18 protein-coding genes are annotated in these 19,240 nt (G+C 68.7%); 10 read left to right on the plus strand and 8 right to left on the minus strand.

What is annotated here, in order from left to right; translation table 11 throughout:
* Positions 1–266 precede the first annotated feature (266 nt).
* The 4 genes from rpoN (at position 267) to ptsN (ending at position 3,700) form a co-directional block, all read left to right on the plus strand.
* Positions 267–1,778, plus strand: coding sequence for an RNA polymerase factor sigma-54 (gene rpoN / locus G3M62_RS23950; RefSeq protein WP_165191042.1), 1,512 nt, complete (start codon positions 267–269; stop codon positions 1,776–1,778).
* Positions 1,779–1,834: 56 nt separating this feature from the next.
* Positions 1,835–2,446, plus strand: a complete 612-nt coding sequence (locus G3M62_RS23955) for an exopolysaccharide biosynthesis protein (protein WP_165191043.1) — start codon at positions 1,835–1,837, stop codon at positions 2,444–2,446.
* A gap of 51 nt (positions 2,447–2,497) precedes the next feature.
* Entirely contained in the window at positions 2,498–3,130 is a 633-nt protein-coding gene (gene hpf, locus G3M62_RS23960; protein WP_165191044.1) for a ribosome hibernation-promoting factor, HPF/YfiA family, read from the plus strand.
* Between the two features lie 99 nt (positions 3,131–3,229).
* Entirely contained in the window at positions 3,230–3,700 is a 471-nt protein-coding gene (ptsN, locus tag G3M62_RS23965) for a PTS IIA-like nitrogen regulatory protein PtsN (protein ID WP_165191045.1), read from the plus strand.
* A gap of 18 nt (positions 3,701–3,718) precedes the next feature.
* Here the strand turns inward: ptsN and G3M62_RS23970 are convergent, their stop codons facing one another.
* The 8 genes from G3M62_RS23970 to dapB all read right to left on the minus strand — a co-directional run bounded on the left by G3M62_RS23970 (position 3,719) and on the right by dapB (position 10,115).
* Entirely contained in the window at positions 3,719–4,084 is a 366-nt protein-coding gene (locus tag G3M62_RS23970) for a hypothetical protein (protein ID WP_165191046.1), read from the minus strand.
* Entirely contained in the window at positions 4,084–4,233 is a 150-nt protein-coding gene (locus G3M62_RS23975) for a hypothetical protein (RefSeq protein ID WP_165191047.1), read from the minus strand. Before G3M62_RS23975 ends, G3M62_RS23970 begins: the two co-directional genes overlap by 1 nt.
* A gap of 96 nt (positions 4,234–4,329) precedes the next feature.
* Positions 4,330–4,599, minus strand: a complete 270-nt coding sequence (locus G3M62_RS23980) for a DUF1150 family protein (RefSeq protein WP_165191048.1) — start codon at positions 4,597–4,599, stop codon at positions 4,330–4,332.
* Between the two features lie 87 nt (positions 4,600–4,686).
* Positions 4,687–5,112: an Hsp20 family protein gene (locus tag G3M62_RS23985; RefSeq protein WP_165191049.1), complete on the minus strand. Its 426-nt coding sequence runs from the start codon at positions 5,110–5,112 to the stop codon at positions 4,687–4,689.
* A gap of 272 nt (positions 5,113–5,384) precedes the next feature.
* The gene (locus G3M62_RS23990) at positions 5,385–5,744 is read right to left on the minus strand and encodes a YdbL family probable chaperone protein (RefSeq protein WP_165191050.1); all 360 of its coding nucleotides are present in this window, start codon (positions 5,742–5,744) and stop codon (positions 5,385–5,387) included.
* A gap of 13 nt (positions 5,745–5,757) precedes the next feature.
* The gene (locus tag G3M62_RS23995; RefSeq protein WP_165191426.1) at positions 5,758–5,937 is read right to left on the minus strand and encodes a YnbE family lipoprotein; all 180 of its coding nucleotides are present in this window, start codon (positions 5,935–5,937) and stop codon (positions 5,758–5,760) included.
* Between the two features lie 32 nt (positions 5,938–5,969).
* Positions 5,970–9,251 (minus strand): intermembrane phospholipid transport protein YdbH family protein, encoded by a 3,282-nt coding sequence (locus G3M62_RS24000; protein ID WP_165191051.1) that lies wholly within the window; start codon positions 9,249–9,251, stop codon positions 5,970–5,972.
* Between the two features lie 39 nt (positions 9,252–9,290).
* A complete protein-coding gene (dapB, locus tag G3M62_RS24005; protein ID WP_165191052.1) occupies positions 9,291–10,115 on the minus strand; it encodes a 4-hydroxy-tetrahydrodipicolinate reductase in 825 nt (274 codons plus the stop codon).
* A gap of 251 nt (positions 10,116–10,366) precedes the next feature.
* Here dapB and G3M62_RS24010 point away from each other — a divergent pair, with 251 nt between their 5' ends.
* From G3M62_RS24010 to trpA, 6 genes are all read left to right on the plus strand, one after another.
* Positions 10,367–12,670, plus strand: a complete 2,304-nt coding sequence (locus G3M62_RS24010) for an NADP-dependent malic enzyme (protein WP_165191427.1) — start codon at positions 10,367–10,369, stop codon at positions 12,668–12,670.
* A gap of 589 nt (positions 12,671–13,259) precedes the next feature.
* Entirely contained in the window at positions 13,260–13,790 is a 531-nt protein-coding gene (locus G3M62_RS24015; protein ID WP_165191053.1) for a hypothetical protein, read from the plus strand.
* A gap of 1,103 nt (positions 13,791–14,893) precedes the next feature.
* Entirely contained in the window at positions 14,894–16,336 is a 1,443-nt protein-coding gene (locus G3M62_RS24020; protein WP_165191054.1) for a sensor histidine kinase, read from the plus strand.
* A 171-nt stretch (positions 16,337–16,507) separates the two neighbouring features.
* The gene (locus G3M62_RS24025; protein ID WP_165191055.1) at positions 16,508–17,152 is read left to right on the plus strand and encodes a phosphoribosylanthranilate isomerase; all 645 of its coding nucleotides are present in this window, start codon (positions 16,508–16,510) and stop codon (positions 17,150–17,152) included.
* Positions 17,153–17,178: 26 nt separating this feature from the next.
* On the plus strand, positions 17,179–18,399 hold the full coding sequence (trpB, locus tag G3M62_RS24030) for a tryptophan synthase subunit beta (protein ID WP_165191056.1): 1,221 nt from the start codon (positions 17,179–17,181) through the stop codon (positions 18,397–18,399).
* The gene (trpA, locus tag G3M62_RS24035; protein WP_165191057.1) at positions 18,400–19,239 is read left to right on the plus strand and encodes a tryptophan synthase subunit alpha; all 840 of its coding nucleotides are present in this window, start codon (positions 18,400–18,402) and stop codon (positions 19,237–19,239) included. It abuts the gene before it with no gap.
* Position 19,240 lies beyond the last annotated feature (1 nt).

Genomic DNA, 19,240 nt, shown 5'->3' on the forward strand with positions numbered 1-19,240 from the left:
CACGAATTTTTAATCGGCCGCGTCCAACGCCCGGCAAAATTTAACGGCCCGCGCGTCTCGAAACCCGAGCGCGCGGGCTTTTTGCATCTGGATCGTGATAATTAAAGCGATTGTTTTCAAAGGCTTGCGTGTCCGACACGCGAAAAATGCCGGTCTTGGCGGACGGATGGTCGCAGTGGCCCGCTTTTTGCTGGCGTTCGCGCCCCGTTAACCAGACTGCCCTTCAATGGCGATCAACGGTTCGTTGATTTGCCCAGGAGGGCGCATTGGCTCTCGGCCACAGATTGGAGCTCCGGCAAGGCCAAGGCCTTGTCATCACGCCGCAGCTTCAGCAGGCGATCAAGCTGCTGCAGCTGTCGAACCTCGAACTCGACGCCTTCGTCGAGGCCGAGCTCGAGCGTAACCCCCTGCTCCAGCGCGAAGACGGTCCCGTCGAGACCGAGCGCGGCGCCGACGAGGTCGAGCGCCCCACCGAGAACCTCGGCCTGGACTCCGTGTCCGACAGCGCCGCCAGCGGCCAGATGGACGCCACGCCCGACGACGTCTCGCCCGGCGAACGCGCCACCGGCGACGGCCCGGGGTCGGATGGCGCCCAGGCCGAACAGGCCGGCGGCGCGATCGACTGGTCGCGCACCGGCGGCGGCGGCAATTTCGAGAGCGACGACAATTACGAAGGCGCCCTGTCGCGCGCCCCGACCCTGGTCGAGCACCTGACCGAGCAGCTGGCCGTGGCCGGCCTCTCCCCCGCCCAGAACGCGGTGGCCGGGGTGCTGATCGACGCGGTCGACGAGACCGGCTACCTGCGCGCCGACCTGGCCGAGGTCGCCGAGCGCCTGGGCTGCGCCCTGGACTTCGTGGAAGGCGTGCTGACCGTCCTGCAGGGCTTCGAGCCCGCCGGCGTCATGGCCCGCGACGTGCGCGAGTGCCTGGCCCTGCAGCTGAAGGACGTCAATCGCTACGACCCCTGCATGGCCGCCCTGCTCGACAATCTGGACCTGCTGGCCAAGCGCGACATGGCGGCCCTGCGCAAGCTGTGCTGCGTCGACGACGAGGACCTGCGCGAGATGGTCGCCGAGATCCGCGCCCTGACCCCTCGCCCCGGCGCGGCCTTCCATTCGGATCCGCCCCAGACCCTGGTGCCCGACGTCCACGTGCGCGAGACGCCCGGCGGCCTGTGGCACGTGGAGCTGAACACCGACACCCTGCCCCGGGTGCTGGTCGACCAGCGCTACCACGCCCGCGTCAGCAAGGGCGCGCGCACCGACCAGGAAAAGACCTTCGTCTCCGACAGCTTCGCCACCGCCAACTGGCTGGTCAAAAGCCTCGACCAGCGGGCCAAGACCATCCTGAAGGTCTCCAGCGAGATCGTCCGCCAGCAGGACGGCTTCCTGGCCTATGGCGTCGAGCACCTGCGGCCGCTGAACCTGAAGACCGTCGCCGACGCCATCGGCATGCACGAGTCGACCGTCAGCCGCGTGACCTCCAACAAGTACATCGCCACTCCGCGCGGCGTGTTCGAGCTGAAATACTTCTTCACCTCGGCCATCCAGTCGTCCGAGGGCGGCGAGGCCCACTCGGCCGCCAGCGTCCGTCACAAGATCAAGGGCCTGGTCGAGGCCGAAAGGACCGAGGCCGACGTCCATTCCGACGACCGCATCGTCGAGATCCTGAAAGAGGCGGGCGTCGACATCGCCCGTCGCACGGTGGCCAAATATCGCGAGGCCCTGCGAATTCCGTCCTCGGTCGAGCGCCGCCGCTTGATCAAGGAAACCGCCTAGACGCATGCTGCGAACAGCCGCGCTCCGCGTTCTGTGAGAGCGGCCGAAGGCGAAACATGCATACCCAGAGCTTGTCCGACGTCATCGAGAGTTTCGGCGAGGACACGCGTCCCGTCCTGACCGTCGGCCAGATGCTGGAACAGTTCGACAGCCGCGCCTTCGGGGCCATGCTGCTGGTGTTCGGCCTGCTCAACTGCCTGCCCCTGCCCCCGGGTTCGTCGACGATCCTCAGCCTGCCGATCTTGTTGCTGGCCCCGCAGATCGCCTGGGGTTCCGACATTCCCTGGCTGCCGCGCAAGCTGGTCGAACATCCGCTCAAGCGCGACGACCTGCGTGGAATGTTCCGTAGGCTGACGCCGATCGTCCGTCGCATGGAGCTGGTCACCCGCCCCCGGCTGGAGATCCTGTTCGGGCCGGTGGGCGAGCGGCTGATCGGCGTGGTCTGCACCCTGCTGGCCCTGGTGCTGGTGCTGCCGATCCCGCTGGGCAATCTGGCGCCGGGGGCCACCGTGGCCGTGCTGGCCCTGGCCCTGCTGCAGCGCGACGGGCTTCTGGTGCTGCTGGGCTACCTGATGGCGGCGGTCAGCGTCGGCCTGCTGGTGGTCAGCGCGGGCGTCGTGGCGGCGGCGGTCCAGCGGCTCCTGCACATGATTCCGGGGCTGGTTTAAGTCGCTTTTGCGACGCTTGACACCAGACCCAGACGGGCGCGTTGATAGCTCATGCAAGTCCAAATCTCCGGCAAGCATGTCGACGTTGGCGAGGCTCTGCGAGCGCGAGTCTCCGACGAAATCACCCTGAGCATCGGCAAGTATTTCGACCGCGGCGGTGACGCCGATGTCGTGATCAGCAAGGAGGGCTTCGCCTTCCGTGTCGATTGCTCGGTCAAGCTGGCTTCGGGCCAGCAGCTGATCAGCCACGGGTCCGGAGGAGACGCGCACGCGGCCTTCGACGCCGCCCTGGCCAAGATCGAGACGAGGGTCCGACGCTACAAGCGACGATTGAAGAGCCATTCGATCGCCGCCACCGCCAAGCAGGCCGAGAACGCGGCGATGTACGTGCTGCGCGCTCCGGAAGGCGACGAGATCGACGAGGACGACTGGACGGCCGAGGACGACCACCCCGCCGGCGCCCCCTCCGCCATGATCATCGCCGAAACCCAGGCTTCGCTGAAGATCATGACCGTTTCCATGGCGGTCATGGAACTGGACTTGACCGAGTCCCAGGCAATCGTGTTTAGGAACGCCGCCCACGACGGTTTGTCCGTGGTCTACAGGCGGCCTGACGGAAATATCGGCTGGATCGACCCCGAACGCACTCAGGCGCTGAACGGGCACGCACCAGTCGCTAGCTGATCGAACCTCGGGTCGGTCGGTGCGTTTCGGTAGGCGCCCCAAAGCCCACGCCAGGGTGGCGACGAAACGCGACGACCGACTGCGAGCGAGTTACCCACCATGACCATCGGCGATCTATTGGAGCCCGGCGCGGTCGTACTGCGGGTCAGCGCGGCCAATAAGCGTCAAGTGCTCGGCGTCATCGCCGACGTCGCCGCCCGCGCGTTCGGCGTCGACGCCGAGGAAACGCTGGACGGCCTGGTCGACCGCGAGGCCGCCGGCTCGACCGGCGTCGGCCAGGGCGTGGCCATCCCGCATGCTCGTCTGTCGGGCCTGGACCGCGTCCACGCGGTGTTCATGCGCCTGGAAACCCCGGTGGCGTTCGGCGCGGTCGACGAAAAGCCCGTCGACCTGCTGGTGGCGCTGTTCGCCCCCAAGGACGCCGATTCCAGCCACCTGCGGGCCCTGGCCCGCATCTCGCGGATGATGCGCCAGCCCGAGCTGCGCGAACAGCTGCGCCAGGCCCGCTCGGCCGACGCCGTGCATGTGATGCTGACCCAGGCGCATGAGAGCAAGCCGACGGCCGCCTGAGGGCGCTGGGCGCCCTTCCTAAAATCCAGCCATGTCGTCCGCGAACCAGGCCAGCGCGGCCGGGTCGCCATATTCGCAACCGACCAGGACCTTACCGGCCAGACCGTCCTGGTGGAGCTGATGGGCGATGATCTTGTGCGCGCCGTCGACCTGGCGCTCGGCGGGCCCATAGGGATCGGACGCCAGTTTCAGCCGGGCGGCGACCGCGGCCGGGTCCTGGCCTGAAACCACCATGACGATCCGGCCTGGCGAAACAAAGACGGCGTCGGTGGAATAGCCGAGCGCTCTGACCGGCGCGGTCAAGCGATAGAGATTGCCGGACGGCGCGGCGAAGGATTGAGCCGGCCGCTTCATCCCCACGTCCTCGGCGGCCAGCGCGCCCATCAGGCTCGCGACGGCGCCGTCGTCGATCCGCAGGACAGCGCGCGCGCCATAAGGGTCTCGCGGTCTCGCGCGATCGACGGCCCGGCGGCGGTCAGCGACATGAACGTCGCGGCCGCCAACAGCAGGCTCGTCCGGAGGGATCGTTTCATGCTCGCTTCATCCCAAGGTTCTTGCGGCGACAGGATGGCGAGACCGTCAGGCTCGCCGCCACCGGCCTGGATAGGGCCGATGGCGATCGAGAAGGCTTAGTGCACCGAGACCGGCGCCAGTTCGTGGGCGAGGGCGGCGGCGACGGCCGCGTCCTTGTCGGTCAGCACGGCCAAGCGCGCGCCGTCGGCGCGAAACACCGCGTACAGGGTCTGGTCGGGCGAAAGGTCGACCTCGTCGGTCACGCCGACCGGCACGTCGGCCATGATCTCCGCCGCCTTGATCGGGCGCACATAGACCAGGTCGGGTGCGCCCAGGGCCGCGAAGGCCTCGGCGGAGAAGAACGGGGTAGCGGGGTTCGGTGTCATAAGACCACCTCCTTCGGAAAGGGAACGCCCCGTGGCGCGTCTCGGTTCAGACCGCGGCCATGAGACTGTGATTGGCGGGTTGGACGATCAGCCCACCGAGCGGATCGGAATGCGCCGGACCAGGCGCTCGGGTTCCGGGCGGGCCAGGTCGACGTGCAGCAGGCCATGCTCCAGCGTCGCGGCCGTGACTTCCATGCCGTCGGCCAGCACGAAGGTCCGCAGGAAACCGCGAGCGGCGATGCCGCGATGCAGGAAAGCCTTGTCGGCCTCGGGCTTGCCTTCGCTGTCGCGCCGCCCGGCCACCACCAGCTGGCCGCCTTCGACGGTCACCTGAAGCTGGTCGGGCGCGAAGCCGGCCACCGCCAGGGTGATGCGCACCCCGCCGTCGTCCGACTGCTCGACATTGTAGGGCGGATAGCTTTCGGCGGCGGCCTTGGCCGCGCGCTCGATCAGGTCTCGTGTGTGTTCGAAGCCCAGCAGGAAGGGGCTGTCGAACAGGATCGTCCGGGTCATCGCGAAGTCCTCGCTGAAGCGACTTCGTTCGCGAGGATCAGGCCCTAGATCGGCGCCCGCTCTCGCAACGTGACACTTAGGTGGCGACGGGCGGGGGCAGGTTCAAGATGTGGCGGGCAAAGCTCCTCCCCCCGTGGGGGAGGCGGCCGAAGGCCGGTGGGGGGAGTTTTAGGATCATCGATTCAGGCTGAGGTCACCTGCCGACGGCTCCCCCCACCGTCGGCTTCGCCGACACCTCCCCCAAAGGGGGAGGGCCTATGAGGCGAAAGCCCCTACTTCTTCGTCCAGCCGCCATCCAGCGGCTTCCAGTACTGGCCGGGCGCCAGGCGGGCGTAGAGCTGCTTGGCGGTGGCCTGGCCGGCGGCTTCGGCGGTGACGCCGCTCTTGGCGGCGGTGTCCTTGTAGACGGCCGCGCGGCCGGCGTTGATCTCGGCCACGGCGGCGCGGGTGGCCGCGTCGCCGCCCGAAACCACGCCCAGGAAGCCGTCGGCCTGTTCGCCCACCGTGCCCGACGCCTTGCCGGCGTCGACGGCGGCCTTGGCGGCGGCGGATTGGGCGAAGGCGGCGGGGGCCAGGGCGACAGCGCCCAGGCCGGCGGCCAGGGCCAGGACCGTCATCGTCTTGCGGATCATGTCGGTTCCTCTCTTAGAACAGGTTGGGGTTCTGCTGGATCGCGGACTGGACTTCCTTGTCCAGTTGCACGCGCACATTGGCGTCCAGCTTGGCGTAGATGTTGATCGGGTCGACCTTGACCCGCACCGTCGGGGTGCACGCCGCCAGGGCGCCCACCGCGAGGAGGGGAAGGATCAGGGCGCGCTTCATGATGCGGGTCTCCAGTTCTCGAGGACTCTGTGGTTTCAAGGCTGAACCGCGTCTGAACGCGGGGCAGGCGGTGGAACGGTCGGCGAAGCGACGGACGGAGACGACGCCGCGCGGGCCTGGGCGTCGGCCCACGCCCGCTGCGCCGCGGCGAGCAGTTCGTCGAAGTTTAACGACGTATCCAGGGTCAGGTCGACCGGCGTCTTGGCGGGCAGGGGAATGCGGCGCTGGAAGGCGCTGCCGTTCAACAGCTCCATCAGGCCGATCTTGGCCTTTTCGGCGACCTTGGGGTCGTGCTCGCCCTTGATGTGGAACAGCACGCCCAGGCGGCCCTGGTCGGTGCTGCTGACCCCGGCCTCCAGGGTCTCGAAGTGCAGGTTCTCCATGGCCTGGTAGGCGAAGTCCTGGATGGCGTTGACCGGGACGTCCTTCTTCACGGTCAGCGGATCATTGGGATCCACGGCGCCTTGACCGGCGTCGACCTGGCCGAGCGCCTCGCGGGCGATCGACAGGCGGCCGGGGCCGGTGGCGTAGACCTTGCCGTCGACGAAGCGGAAGCCGGCCGCGCTGGCCTCGAACGGCAGACGCCCGTCGACGATGGCCTCCATCTTGATCTTGTCGGCCAGGGACGAGCCGGCGACCAGCTGGCCCAGGTCCAGGCCCGCGATATTGACCACGCCCTTCATCACGCCCTTGCCGTCCAGCGGCACGTCGAACGGCTCGATCGTGATCTTGCCCTTCGAGGCCTCGAAGGTGGTGGTCTCCAGGTGCAAAGCCTCGGCGCCGAGACCGAAGCTGGCCTGGACCGCCTGGATCGGCACGATGGCGTCGACGCTGTCGATGGTCAGGACCTGGCCGGGCGGCGCGGTCAGCGGGGCCAGGCTGTCGAAGACGATCTGGCCCTTCAGCCGGTGGACCTGGCCCAGCGGGCTCTTGAAATCCAGGCCCGGGGTCGAGGCGCGGCCTTCGCTGGTCATCACCTCGCCGGCCCAGTGGAAGCTGCCGGTGAAGGCGGCGGGGCCCTCGGCGTCGCGGGCGACAGCGGCCAGGGGCGTCAGGCCCAGGGGCTGCAGGCCGCCCTTGGCGAAGACCAGTTTCGAGGCGTCGATATCGGCCTGGCCCCGGCCGCTGGCCACGTCGTGGCGGATCGTCACCCGACCCAGCGGATGGCCGTCCAGAGTTTTGCCGTCCAGGGCGCCGATCCATTGGCCGCGCGCCAGGTCGACCTCGCCGGTCGCGCCGATCGTCTCGAAGCGCTTGCCCTCGGTCGACGCCTCGACCACCCGGCCGCTGGTGACCTTGACCTGGGCGACGTCGAAGCCGCGCCCGCCGCCGACGAAGCTGGCGTTCACCCCCTCCAGCCGCGCCTGGGCCACATTGACCAGGGCCGCGCCGTCCTGGATCAGGACCGAGGCGCGCCAGATCCCATTGGCCGCGACCACCAGCGGCTGGGCCGTGGGACAAAGCGCGAAGGTCACGTCGCTGATCGGCGGCTCGCCCATGGCGATGGCCTTGGCGGTCATCGGCGTGCAGCGGTTCAGGCGGATCGTCAGCCCGCCGCCGGCCAGCTGGGCGCGACCCGCCAAAGTTCCGGCCACGCCGATGAACGGCGGAACGTCCAGGCTTCCGGCCACGACCACGTCGCTGGCCAGGCCCGAGGCGTCCGAGCGCCAGTTGGGGGCCTTCAGGGTGATGTCCGGCAGTTCGCCGCCGCCCAGGACGACCGCCGCCGCGCCGTGGGCCGCGCCGTCCCGCGCCGCCAGCAGCGGACCGCCCGGCGCGCTCAGCGTCACCCGGGCGCCGCCGGCGGCGGTCAGGGCCAGGGGGCGGGGCAGGGACAGGGTGGTCTGGCCGTCGGTGGTTCCCAGCTTCAGGGCCGGGGCGGAAAGCTCGAAACGCGACAGGGCCCGGGCGGCGGCCTGGGCGTAGTCGGGATTGGGCAGGGCGGCGGTCACGCGCTGGGCGTCCAGTCCGGTCATGGCCCCGTCGGCGTCGGCATGGGCGTCCAGGGCCAGGGCGATCCCGTCGGTCCCGGCCGAGAACCGGCCCTTGGCGTCGGCGGCCAGGCTGGACAGCACCACCCCGCCCATCGCCGCCCGGCCGCTGCCTGCCGCCACGCTCAGCGGGCCGCTGACCGAGGTGCGGGCCTTGTCCGAGACCAGGGTCAGGCTGGACGACTGCACCTCCAGCGCCGTGCGCGACAGGGCCGCGCCGCCGGCCACCGCGCGGTCGGCGTTGGCGGCCAGGCGGGTGCGGGCCGAGCCGCGCACGCCGCCCGGATCGTAGGTCAGGGCCAGGTTGGACAGGTCCAGGTCGGCGACCACGTCGCGGCTGTCCAGTCCCTGGGCGGTCAGGCGCTCGCCGCGCGCGTGGAGGGTGGTCTTGCCGGTCAGGCCGCCGCGCTTGAGGTCGCCGCTCAGCAGGCCGGCGACGTTCAGATTGGCCTCCAGCCCGCCCAGGCTGGCGGCCTCGACCTCGGCGCCCCGGGCCTTGATCGCCAGTCGCGCCTCGGCCGGCCCGACCATCGACAGCTTTTTCAGGTCCGGATAGGTCAGGTCGGCCTGGAGCGAGCCTTGGGCCTCGGTCAGATCCAGCTGGCCGGCGCTGAGGGCCTTCAGCGCCAGCTGGACGTCGAGGGTCAGCCGGTCGCCGCGCTTGCGGGCCTTGATCAGCGCGCCCTCGGTCTCGAACGACAGGTCCTGGGTCGCGTAGCGCATGGCCCCCAGCCGGCCGTCGAAGCGCAGCAGCTGGCCGTCGTCCAGGCTGGCGTCGCCGGTCAGGCGGGCCGGGCCGCCGGGCGTGCGCAGCAGCACCCGGGCGTCCTCGATCAGGATGGCGGGGCCGGGCGCGGTCGGTTCGGCCGGCGACTTCAGCACATCGTCGATCAACGGTTGCAGCGAGCCGAAGTTCAGGCCGTTGGCGTCCAGCCGGGCGTTGATGCGCGGCCGCACCAGCCGCACGGCGCGGGTGTTGAGCGCGAACTTGCCGCCCGTCCACGGCGAGGCCAGGTCATAAGCCACCTCAATCCGCTCGGCCGAGAACACCGGGGCGTTCTGGGGACCCAGGCGGATGGCGCCGGCGAAACCGGTGGCGTCCAGGTCGTCCAGCTCGAGCGTCGCCTCGATCCCCTTGTCGTTCAGCCAGGCCAGGGCCAGCTCGCGGCTGATCTCGCGGCGGCCGGCATAGGCGGAAAAGCCGATGGCCACGAAGGCCAGGGCGGCCAGGCTCATCGCCTCCAGCCCGGCGTCGAGCAGCGCCGCGCGACGGGCGCGCGCTTGCGGGGCTTCGGGTTTCGTCTCTGGCGTGGGGGGCTCGGCCATCAGGGCGCACAATGCCGCAAGCTGCGGCGATTGTTAGGCCTATCTTTCGAAGCCGAGGACGTCCTGCATGTCGTAGAGGCCCGGCGGCTTGTCCTTGACCCACAAGGCCGCGGCGACCGCCCCCCGCGCGAACAACCCCCGGTCGGTGGCCGAATGCGACAGGGTCAGCACCTCCTCCTCGCCGGCGAAGATCACGCTGTGCTCGCCGATGATGCCGCCGCCGCGCACGACGGAAAAGCCGATCGCGCCTTCCTTGCGCGGACCGGTCACGCCGTCGCGGGCCCGGTCGGCCACCTGGCCCAGGCCCACGCCGCGCCCGTCGGCCGCCGCCTGGCCCAGCATCAGGGCGGTGCCGGACGGGGCGTCGATCTTGCGCTTGTGATGGGCCTCGTGGACCTCGACGTCCCAGTCGGCGGCGGGCAGGGCGGCGGCGGCCTGCTTGACCAGGCCCATCAGCATGTTGACGCCCAGCGAGTAGTTGCCCGACTTGACGATGGCGATCTTCTGGGCCGCCCGCGCGATCCGCGCCGTCTGTTCGGGGGTGAAGCCGGTCGAGCCGATGACCATGGCCGGCCCGGTCCGGGTCTCGCCGGCCAGGTCGGCGCAGACCTCGGCCAGGGCCGCCGAAGCCTCGGGAATCGTGAAGTCGATGACCACGTCGGCGTGGGCCAGGGCGGTGAAACGGTCGCTCAAACCCTCGCCCTCGGCGCCGGGGCGATCAAATCGTCCGACGACCGTCGCGTCGGTCCGACCGTCCAGCGTCTTGGCCAAGGCCTGGCCCATCCGGCCCAGGGCGCCCGCCAGAGCAATGGTAACGGTACCTTTGTTCGGATCGAGCGGCGCGGCTAAGTCGTTCTGGCTCAAGGCGATCTCCTGGGATGACGCGGCCGGTAGTCTCCCGACACGGCCCCTCAGGTCAAGGAGGCGATGGCCGACCGTGGGGGCGATATGACAACGTTGGACAAGAGCAATCCCAAGCAGAACAAGCGTTTGCGCGAAAAACTTTGGCCCTCGCGAGGTTGTGACGACCCCGCCCGGTCGCTACGGTGCCGCCCATAAGGGCGCGTCGCATCGTTCGGCGCCTCCATCGACGTGTGTTGCAGGCCCACGGGCCAATAGGGGAACGCGCCATGAGCGACGCGGAAAAGAAGACCTTCACGGACGAGGAAGCGCTGAACTTCCACCGCTATCCCACGCCCGGGAAGATCGGCGTCGTCGCCACCAAGCCGATGGCCACCCAGCGCGACCTGTCCCTGGCCTATTCCCCCGGCGTCGCCGTGCCCGTCCTGGCCATCGCCAAGGATCCGGACCTGGCCTACGAATACACCTCCAAGGGCAACTTGGTGGCGGTGATCTCCAACGGCACCGCGATCCTGGGCCTGGGCGACCTGGGCGCCCTGGCCTCCAAGCCGGTGATGGAGGGCAAGTCGGTGCTCTTCAAGCGCTTCGGCGACGTCGACTCCATCGATATCGAGGTCACCTCCAAGGACGCCGACGAGATCATCACGGTGGTCAAGAACATCGGCGTCACGTTCGGCGGCATCAATCTGGAGGACATCAAGAGCCCCGAGTGCTTCCGCATCGAGACCGAGCTGCAGGAGCTGCTCGACATCCCGGTGTTCCACGACGACCAGCATGGCACCGCTATCATCTGCGCCGCCGGCCTGATCAACGCCTGCCATATCACCGGCAAGAACATCCAGGACGTGAAGGTCGTGCTGAACGGCCCCGGCGCGGCCGGCATCGCCTCGCTGGAACTGATCAAGGCCATGGGCGTGCGCCCCGAGAACGTCATCGCCGTCGACAGCAAGGGCGTGCTCTATCAAGGCCGCACCGAGGGCATGAACCAGTGGAAGAGCGCCCACGCGGTCGACACGCCGCTGCGCACCCTGGCCGAAGCCGTGGTCGGCGCCGACGTCCTGCTGGGCCTCTCGGCCAAGGGCGCCTTCACGCCCGAGATGATCGCCAGCATGGCGCCCAATCCGGTCATCTTCGCCATGGCCAACCCCGACCCGGAGATCACCCCGGAAGAGGTCCACGCCATCCGCAGCGACGCGATCATGGGCACCGGCCGCAGCGACTATCCCAACCAGGTCAACAACGTCCTGGGCTTCCCCTACATCTTCCGCGGCGCGCTGGACGTGCGGGCCCGCCGCGTGAACCACGAGATGAAGATCGCCTGCGCCAACGCCCTGGCCATGCTGGCCCGCGAGGACGTGCCCGACGAGGTTGCCGCCGCCTATCACGGCCGCCAGCTGAAGTTCGGCCCGCAGTACATCATCCCCTCGGCCTTCGACCCGCGCCTGATCTGGTACGTGCCGCCGTTCGTGGCCCAGGCCGCCATGGACACCGGCGTGGCCCGCAAGCCGATCGCCGACATGGACGCCTATCGCGCCAACCTGGCCCAGCGCCTGGATCCCACCGCCGGCTTCCTGCAGAAAATCAGCGGCGCCGTGCTGGCCAACCCCAAGACGATCGTGTTCGCGGAAGGCGAAGACCCCAGCGTCATCCGCGCCGCCTACGCCTTCCAGACCGGCGGCTACGGCAAGGCCATCCTCTGCGGCCGCGAGAACCTGGTGCAGGAGAACATGCGCGTCGTGGGCCTGGACCCGCAGACCGCGGGCCTGGAGATCCACAACGCCCGCCTCAGCGACCGCAATCCCGACTATGTCGACGCCCTCTACATGCGCCTGCAGCGCCAGGGCTATCTGAAGCGCGACGTCCAGCGCCTGATCAACCAGGACCGCAACAGCTTCGCCGCCTCGATGGTCACCCTGGGCGAGGCCGACGGCATGGTCACCGGCGTCACCCGCAGCTTCGACCAAGCCCTGGAAGAGGTGCTGCGCGTCGTCGACCCGGCCCCCGGCGGCCGGATCATGGGCATGTCGGTCGTCCTCGCGAAGGGCCGCACCGTCTTCGTGGCCGACACCAACGTCACCGAGCTGCCCGACAGCGACGAGCTGGTCGAGATCGCCGTCGAGGCCGCCCGCGCCGTCAAGCGCCTGGGCTTCAAGCCGCGCGTCGCCTTCATGAGCTACTCCACCTTCGGCAACCCGATGGGCGAGCGCTCCGACAAGGTGCGTGAGGCCGTGGCCATGCTCGACGAGATGGACGTCGACTTCGAATACGAGGGCGAAATGCCGCCCGAACTGGCGCTCGACCCGGAAAAGCGCGCCAACTACCCGTTCATGCGCCTGACCGACAGCGCCAACATCCTGATCATGCCGGCCATCCACTCGGCCTCGATCGCGACCAAGCTGGTGCAGAGCCTGGGCGGGGCGACGGTGATCGGGCCGGTGCTGCTGGGGCTGTCCAAGCCGGTCCAGATCGCGCCGTTGAGCGCGTCGGTGTCGAAGATCCTGAACATGGCGATGATGGCGGCGTACGAGGGGTCGGGGGATTTGGCGGCGGCGGAGTAGGGGGTATCAACCCTCAAGATCGCGCAGCCACGCCCCCGATACATGATGAACCGAGAAATGGCCGCGCGGATCCCACCCGCGCGGCATTGCTTGTTGATCCGAGAGCTCGACCGCCAGCGCCAGCCTTACTCTAGCTCGTTGAACTTAAGAGCGCGGCCAGCGGCGCGTGTGGCGCACAACGTGCTCCAAACGGCCAAACCGGATCCGCAGGTAGTTGGTGACGTGCACGCGCGTGCCCATACCCAAACCTCCACGAAGTAGGGGGTTGAAAGGGGGAGCCGGAAGTGCAATCTGGGCGATGCTAGGGGTTGCCTATTAGATCGCGCTTCCGGCTCGGTTTGATTTCGCCACCTCAGGAAAGCCCGCCCTGCAAGGCGGGCTTTTCCATTTCTGCTCCCCGTTCTCTCAGCCATGGGCTGAACTGGACGCCGGTTTCCGCGTCAGGGGTCAGGCTGTCTGCATCGCAACTCCGTTAAAGCTCTAGGATGGATACGGGACTTTGACGCGAGTCACAAGCCCCGCCTCACACCTTGTAGCAGGAAGAGTTCTGACGTGGTATCAAGATGCAACGCACCAAAGGGGAACAAACGTGGACAAGGTCTATGAGGCGGCGGTTAGTCGCGTTGAAGAGCTTCACGCAGAGCTAAAAAGTCTCAATGATTTCATAGAGATGTACCGACGCACACGCCACATCCTGGGAATGGACTCCATAGAACATAAAGGGATCTTTATGTCCGACGCCCGAGAGGTGCCAGGCGCTGAGCCCGCCTCAACCAATCTCCATCTTGGAGGTGAGCCGCCCCGAAAACGGGTCGTTGATAACCCCAAGCCAATGGACGTCGTATCTCAGGTTCTTCTGATACTCATCGAGCGGGAACACCCAATGTCTCGTCGCAAACTTCACGAAGCCCTCAAGGCCCGTGGAATGGTGGTGAATGGCGCAGATCCCGTCAAAACGCTCGGGACTATGCTTTGGCGATCTGGCCAAGACTTCCTCGTACAGCTCGAAGGGCGAGGATATTGGATTAAGGGCGAGCCGTATGCCCCAGCTGGATACGACCCAACTGCCAAACAGGAGAGCGCCAAGCCGCCGACTGGAGGTCTGCCGAACATTTTATAAAGGCATCCGCCCCTCAGCGGATGACGCCACGTCCTGAAACCCTTGGTGGAATTGGAGCTCTGGGGTCTGACCGTGTCAAGGATCGCCTCCGGCGACCGCGTCGCGGGGGCTCGGAGAGCCCTCCTTGACACGGTCAGACCCCAGAGCAGGCTCGCCACCATGGATTTCAGGGCGCGGCCTGGCCGCCGGGGGGCGGCGCGGCTGGGCGTAGGGGGTGGACGGCTGGCGGACCCTCTCCCGGAGGGGAGAGGGAGGGGCCCGCGCTGAAAGCGTGGGAGGGTGAGGGGTGACGCCCTGTCCGATGTCTCACCGACGCCCTGCCGGCGCGCCGTCCGACGTTTTAACCCCTCACCCTCCCACCGCTGCGCGGCGGGCCCCGCCCTCTCCCTCTGGGAGAGGGGTCAAGAGAGTCTATCCCCGACGGATGGAAACTGAAGCCCAGCGATTTCAACGCCCTGAACTTTCTCGATCCGATCTTGTCCTCACCCTCCCAAACCGCCCGTATCCTGTACCCACCTCGACGCAGGGAAAGGGCGCATGGCCAGCGACCGATGCGGCGGCGGGGGCGATCGAGCGGGAAGCTCTGTCGGCGGCGGCGTTCGCGTCTGTAGGAACGACGTCAAACCTTGCGTCTCTGGTGCCGGTCGGGCCTGGAATACAAGTACGACGTGACGTGAGGGTCGACTTGGCGGCAGGCGGGCGGATGACGCTCGCGGTCCGGGATCAGGCGCGTTGGCCTGACCCGCCCGTCGCAGGCTCCAAGGCGCGGCTCCAACAGGGCCTAGCGTCGCGGGCTTGCGCATAACGATGGCGTGGAGCGATCGGGCTTCGTCGAAACGGTATTCATTTTTCAAACTCCGGACGTCGTCCGGCGCTCCGCGACCCTTTCCATCCCATCGCAGCCCTCGGCGCGTGAGCGCGAAGCCGCGTCCGCTGACGGGGACACACGCATGCGTGTGTCCCCGACCCGCGCCGAAGCTGTGCGTCCACAGCCTCCCCCACGGGGAAGGCTTGTCCGCCCTTCGGAGATTGCCCCATCGACAGCCGGCGCGACCTGGGCAAGATGGGCGCAACGTCCGAACGAGTCCGAGCAAAGGAGCGCGATGGCCGCGCGATCGTCGACCGACGCCGGGGAGCCGCCCGCCGCCGCGTCCCTGGGGGCGGCCTCGTCCCCCACCTCGCCCAGTCTGGTCATCGCGCTGAAGCACGCGCCGATGGGCATCGCCATCTTCGACGACCAGATGCGCTACCTGGCCGCCTCGCGGCAGTACCTGACCGACCAGGACATGCCGGCCGACACGCCCCTGCTGGGCCGCCGCCACTACGACGTCTTCCCCACCGTCCCCCAGGTCTGGCGCGACAAGCACGCCCAGGTGCTGGCGGAGGGGGTCGAGCTGCGCGAGGACGAGGGCGACCGCTATGTCGACCGCAACGGCAAGGTCCACTGGGTGCGCTGGTCGATGGCGCCCTGGCGGACCGAGGACGGGCGGATCGGCGGGCTGGTGCTCTATACCGAGATGGTCACCGCCGCGATCGAGGCCAAGCACCGGCTGCAGGCGGCCCAGGCCCGCTATTGCGCCGTGTTCGACCAGGCGGCGATGGGCGTGGCCCGGGTGGACGGCCAGGGCCGGTTCCTGGAGGTCAACGACCGCTTCTGCGCCATCACCCGCCGCGATCGCGAGACCCTGCTGGCCTCGACCTTCATGGACATCGTCCGCAGCGAGGACGACCTGGCCACCGTGGTCACCCAGGGCCAGGCCCTGCTGTCGGGCGAGCTGGACACCTACGCGGTCGAGCGGCGGGTGGACGGCCGCGACGGCGAGGTCTGGGTGCATGTCACCGCCTCGCGGGTGGATCCCGGCGGCGAGGGGCGGCCCTATCTGGTGGTGATCATCTCCGACATCACCGCCCGCAAGCAGGTCGAGGCCGAGCAGCGCCATTACCAGGACCAGCTGCGCCTGCTGATCAACGAGCTGAACCACCGCGTGAAGAACACCCTGGCCACGGTGCAGTCGATGGCCAGCCAGACCCTGAAGACCGAGCCCGATCCGCTGGTGGCCTTCGAGAAGTTCGAGTCCCGCCTGATGGGCCTGTCGCAGGTGCACGACGTGCTGACCCGCGAGAGCTGGCACGGGGCGGGGCTGTGCGACGTGGCCGAACGGGCCCTGGCGCCGTTCACGCCGCCCGAGGGGGAAGGGCGGCTGACGATCGACGGCCCGCCGGTCTGGCTGGCGCCGGGCGGGGCCCTGACCATGGCGCTGATCTTCCACGAGCTGGCGACCAACGCCCTGAAATACGGGGCGCTGTCGAACGGGACGGGCAGGGTGGTGCTGAGCTGGACCTATGACGCCGCCTCCCGCGACCTGGCTCTGACCTGGACCGAAACCGGCGGCCCGCCGGTGATCCCGCCCGCCCGCCGCGGCTTCGGCTCGCGCCTGATCGAACGCAGCCTGCGCGGGGAGCTGAAGGGCGCGGCGACGATGGACTACCGGCCCGAGGGCCTGGTCTGCACGATGCGGGCGACGCTGTCAGATCCGGTGACCTAAAGGCCCTCCCCCTGTGGGGGAGGCGGCCGAAGGCCGGTGGGGGGAGAGTTAGGATTGTCGACCCTGAATGCGGCGGTCGCCTCAATACTCCCCCCTCCGTCGGCTGCGCCGACACCTCCCCCACAGGGGGAGGACCTTGCGCTCCAGCGTCCGGGCACGTAACTCCCCACGATGACCACCCAGGCCAAGATCTGCGGGCTCTCCACGCCCGAGACGCTCGCCGCCGCCGTGAACGGCGGCGCGGCCTTCGTCGGCTTCGTCTTCTTCGCCAAGAGCCCGCGCAACCTCGATCCCGAGGCCGCCGCCCGCCTGGCCGCGCCGCTGCGCAACGGCCCGGTCAAGACCGTGGCCGTCACCGTCGATCCCGACGACGCCCTGATCGACCGCCTGATGGCCACCCTCAAGCCCGACCTGATCCAGGTGCACGGCAAGGAGACCCCCAGCCGCGTCCGCGAGATCGCCCAGCGCTCGGGCGCCGGGATCATCAAGGCCTTCTCGGTCTCCGCGTCGTCCGACGTCGACCAGGCCAACGCCTTCGACGGCGTGGTCGAGCACCTGATGTTCGACGCCAGGCCCATCGAAGGCTCGGTGCTGCCGGGCGGCACCGGCGCGCGGTTCGACTGGAGCCTGCTGGAGGGCCGGCGCTTTTCCCGCCCGCATTTCCTGGCCGGCGGGCTGGATCCGTGGAACGTGGCCGAGGCGATCAAGGCCTCCGGCGCGCCCTTGATGGACGTTTCCTCTGGCGTCGAGCGGGGTCCCGGCCTAAAGGACCCGGCTCTGATCACGGCGTTTCTCGACGCCGTCAAACGCGCCTGACCGCTGCCCGCCCTTTGGAAGTGCTCGTGAACGTTCCGAACAAGCCTAACGACTGGTCCGCCTATCCCGACGCCAAGGGCCGCTTCGGCGACTACGGCGGCCTCTATGTGGCCGAGACCCTGATGCCGCTCGTGCTCGAGCTGGACCGGGCCTACACCGAGGCCAAGAACGATCCGAGCTTCCAGAAGGAGCTGGCCGGCTACCTCACGCACTATGTGGGCCGCCCGTCGCCGCTCTATTTCGCCGAGCGCCTCTCCAGGCGCCTCGGCGGCGCGAAGATCTATTTCAAGCGCGAGGAGCTGAACCACACCGGCGCGCACAAGATCAACAACTGCATGGGCCAGATCCTGCTGGCCCAGCGCATGGGCAAGACCCGGATCATCGCCGAGACCGGCGCGGGCCAGCACGGCGTGGCCAGCGCCACCGTCACCGCCCGCTTCGGCCTGCCCTGCGTCGTCTATATGGGCGCCGTCGACGTGGCTCGGCAGAAGCCCAACGTCTTCCGCATGAACCTGCTCGGCGCCGAAGTACGCCCCGTGACCTCGGGGGCGGCGACCCTCAAGGACGCCATGAACGAGGCCATGCGCGACTGGGTCACCAACGTGGCCGACACCTATTACATGATTGGAACAGCGGCGGGGCCGCACCCCTATCCGGCCATGGTCCGCGACTTCCAGGCCGTCATCGGCAACGAGACCCGCGAGCAGATCCAGGAGCTGGAAGGCCGTTTGCCCGACGCGGTGGTCGCGTGCGTCGGAGGGGGCTCCAACGCCATCGGCATGTTCCACCCGTTCCTGGCCGACGAGACCGTCAAGATCTACGGCGTCGAGGCCTCGGGCCACGGCCTGGAGACCGACAAGCACGCCGCCTCGCTGACCGGCGGCCGCCCGGGCGTGCTGCACGGCAACAAGACCTACCTGCTGCAGGACGACGACGGCCAGATCCTGGACGCCCACTCGATCTCGGCGGGCCTGGACTATCCGGGCATCGGTCCGGAGCACAGCTTCCTGCACGACATCGGCCGGGCCCAGTACCTGACCTGCACCGACGACGAGGCCCTGGCGGCCTTCCAGCTGTGCGCCGAACTCGAGGGGATCATTCCGGCCCTGGAAAGCGCCCACGCCATCGCCAAGCTGCCGCAGCTGGCCAAGGAGATCGGCGAGGGCGGCGTGATCGTGCTGTGCCTGTCGGGCCGGGGCGACAAGGACATCTTCACCGTGGCCGACGCCCTGGGACGGACGATCTAGATGAGCGTGACGAGTTATCGCGACGCGGGCCGCCTGCAGCGCGCCTTCCAGCGGGAAAACGACCACCGGGCCCTGTTCATCGCCTACATCATGGCCGGCGATCCGGACCTGGAGACCTCGTTCGAGCTCCTGAAGGGCCTGGCCGAGCACGCCGACGTCATCGAGCTGGGCATGCCGTTCTCGGACCCGATGGCCGAGGGCCCGACCATCCAGCTGGCCTCGCAGCGCTCGCTGGCCGCCGGGACCAAGATGCGCGACGTGCTGGGCCTGGTCCGCCGCTTCCGCGAGACCAACACCGTCACGCCGATCGTGCTGATGGGCTATCTGAACCCGGTGCTGTTCCACGGCTACGAGGCCTTCGCCAACGACGCGGCCGACGCCGGCGCCGACGGCGTGATCATCGTCGATTGCCCGCCGGAAGAAGCCGGCCCGCTGACCGACGCGCTTGAAGCGGCCCAGATGAACCTGATCCGTCTGGCCACGCCGACGACGGACGACGCCCGCCTGGAGGTCTTGGTCAAGCGCACCTCGGGCTTCATCTATTACGTCTCGGTGGCCGGGGTGACCGGCGTGCTGGAAGCCGACGCCGACGCGGTGGCCGGTCCCGTGGCGCGCATCCGCGCCGCCTCGGGCTTGCCCGTGGCCGTGGGTTTCGGCATCAAGACCCCCGAGCGCGCCGCCGCCGTGGCCCGCGTGGCCGACGGCGTGGTGGTCGGCTCGGCCCTGGTCGACGAAATCGCTTCGGCGGCCAAGTTGAACGAAAACGTGACCGAGAAGGTTCTTCTCAAGGCGTCGGAGCTGGCTAAGGCTGTGCGATCGGCGCGACTCGAATTGGCGTGAG

The organism is Caulobacter soli (assembly GCF_011045195.1).
GTDB classification, from domain to species: domain Bacteria; phylum Pseudomonadota; class Alphaproteobacteria; order Caulobacterales; family Caulobacteraceae; genus Caulobacter; species Caulobacter soli.

Excerpts from the sequence above, each read along its gene's own strand:
- G3M62_RS23955 (WP_165191043.1), top strand. The coding sequence starts at position 1,835 with ATGCATACCCAGAGCTTGTCCGACGTCATCGAGAGTTTCGGCGAGGAC.
- hpf (WP_165191044.1), top strand. The coding sequence starts at position 2,498 with ATGCAAGTCCAAATCTCCGGCAAGCATGTCGACGTTGGCGAGGCTCTG.
- ptsN (WP_165191045.1), top strand. The coding sequence starts at position 3,230 with ATGACCATCGGCGATCTATTGGAGCCCGGCGCGGTCGTACTGCGGGTC.
- G3M62_RS23970 (WP_165191046.1), bottom strand. The coding sequence starts at position 4,084 with ATGGGCGCGCTGGCCGCCGAGGACGTGGGGATGAAGCGGCCGGCTCAA.
- G3M62_RS23975 (WP_165191047.1), bottom strand. The coding sequence starts at position 4,233 with ATGAAACGATCCCTCCGGACGAGCCTGCTGTTGGCGGCCGCGACGTTC.
- G3M62_RS23980 (WP_165191048.1), bottom strand. The coding sequence starts at position 4,599 with ATGACACCGAACCCCGCTACCCCGTTCTTCTCCGCCGAGGCCTTCGCG.
- G3M62_RS23985 (WP_165191049.1), bottom strand. The coding sequence starts at position 5,112 with ATGACCCGGACGATCCTGTTCGACAGCCCCTTCCTGCTGGGCTTCGAA.
- G3M62_RS23990 (WP_165191050.1), bottom strand. The coding sequence starts at position 5,744 with ATGATCCGCAAGACGATGACGGTCCTGGCCCTGGCCGCCGGCCTGGGC.
- G3M62_RS24000 (WP_165191051.1), bottom strand. The coding sequence starts at position 9,251 with ATGGCCGAGCCCCCCACGCCAGAGACGAAACCCGAAGCCCCGCAAGCG.
- G3M62_RS24020 (WP_165191054.1), top strand. The coding sequence starts at position 14,894 with ATGGCCGCGCGATCGTCGACCGACGCCGGGGAGCCGCCCGCCGCCGCG.
- G3M62_RS24025 (WP_165191055.1), top strand. The coding sequence starts at position 16,508 with ATGACCACCCAGGCCAAGATCTGCGGGCTCTCCACGCCCGAGACGCTC.
- trpA (WP_165191057.1), top strand. The coding sequence starts at position 18,400 with ATGAGCGTGACGAGTTATCGCGACGCGGGCCGCCTGCAGCGCGCCTTC.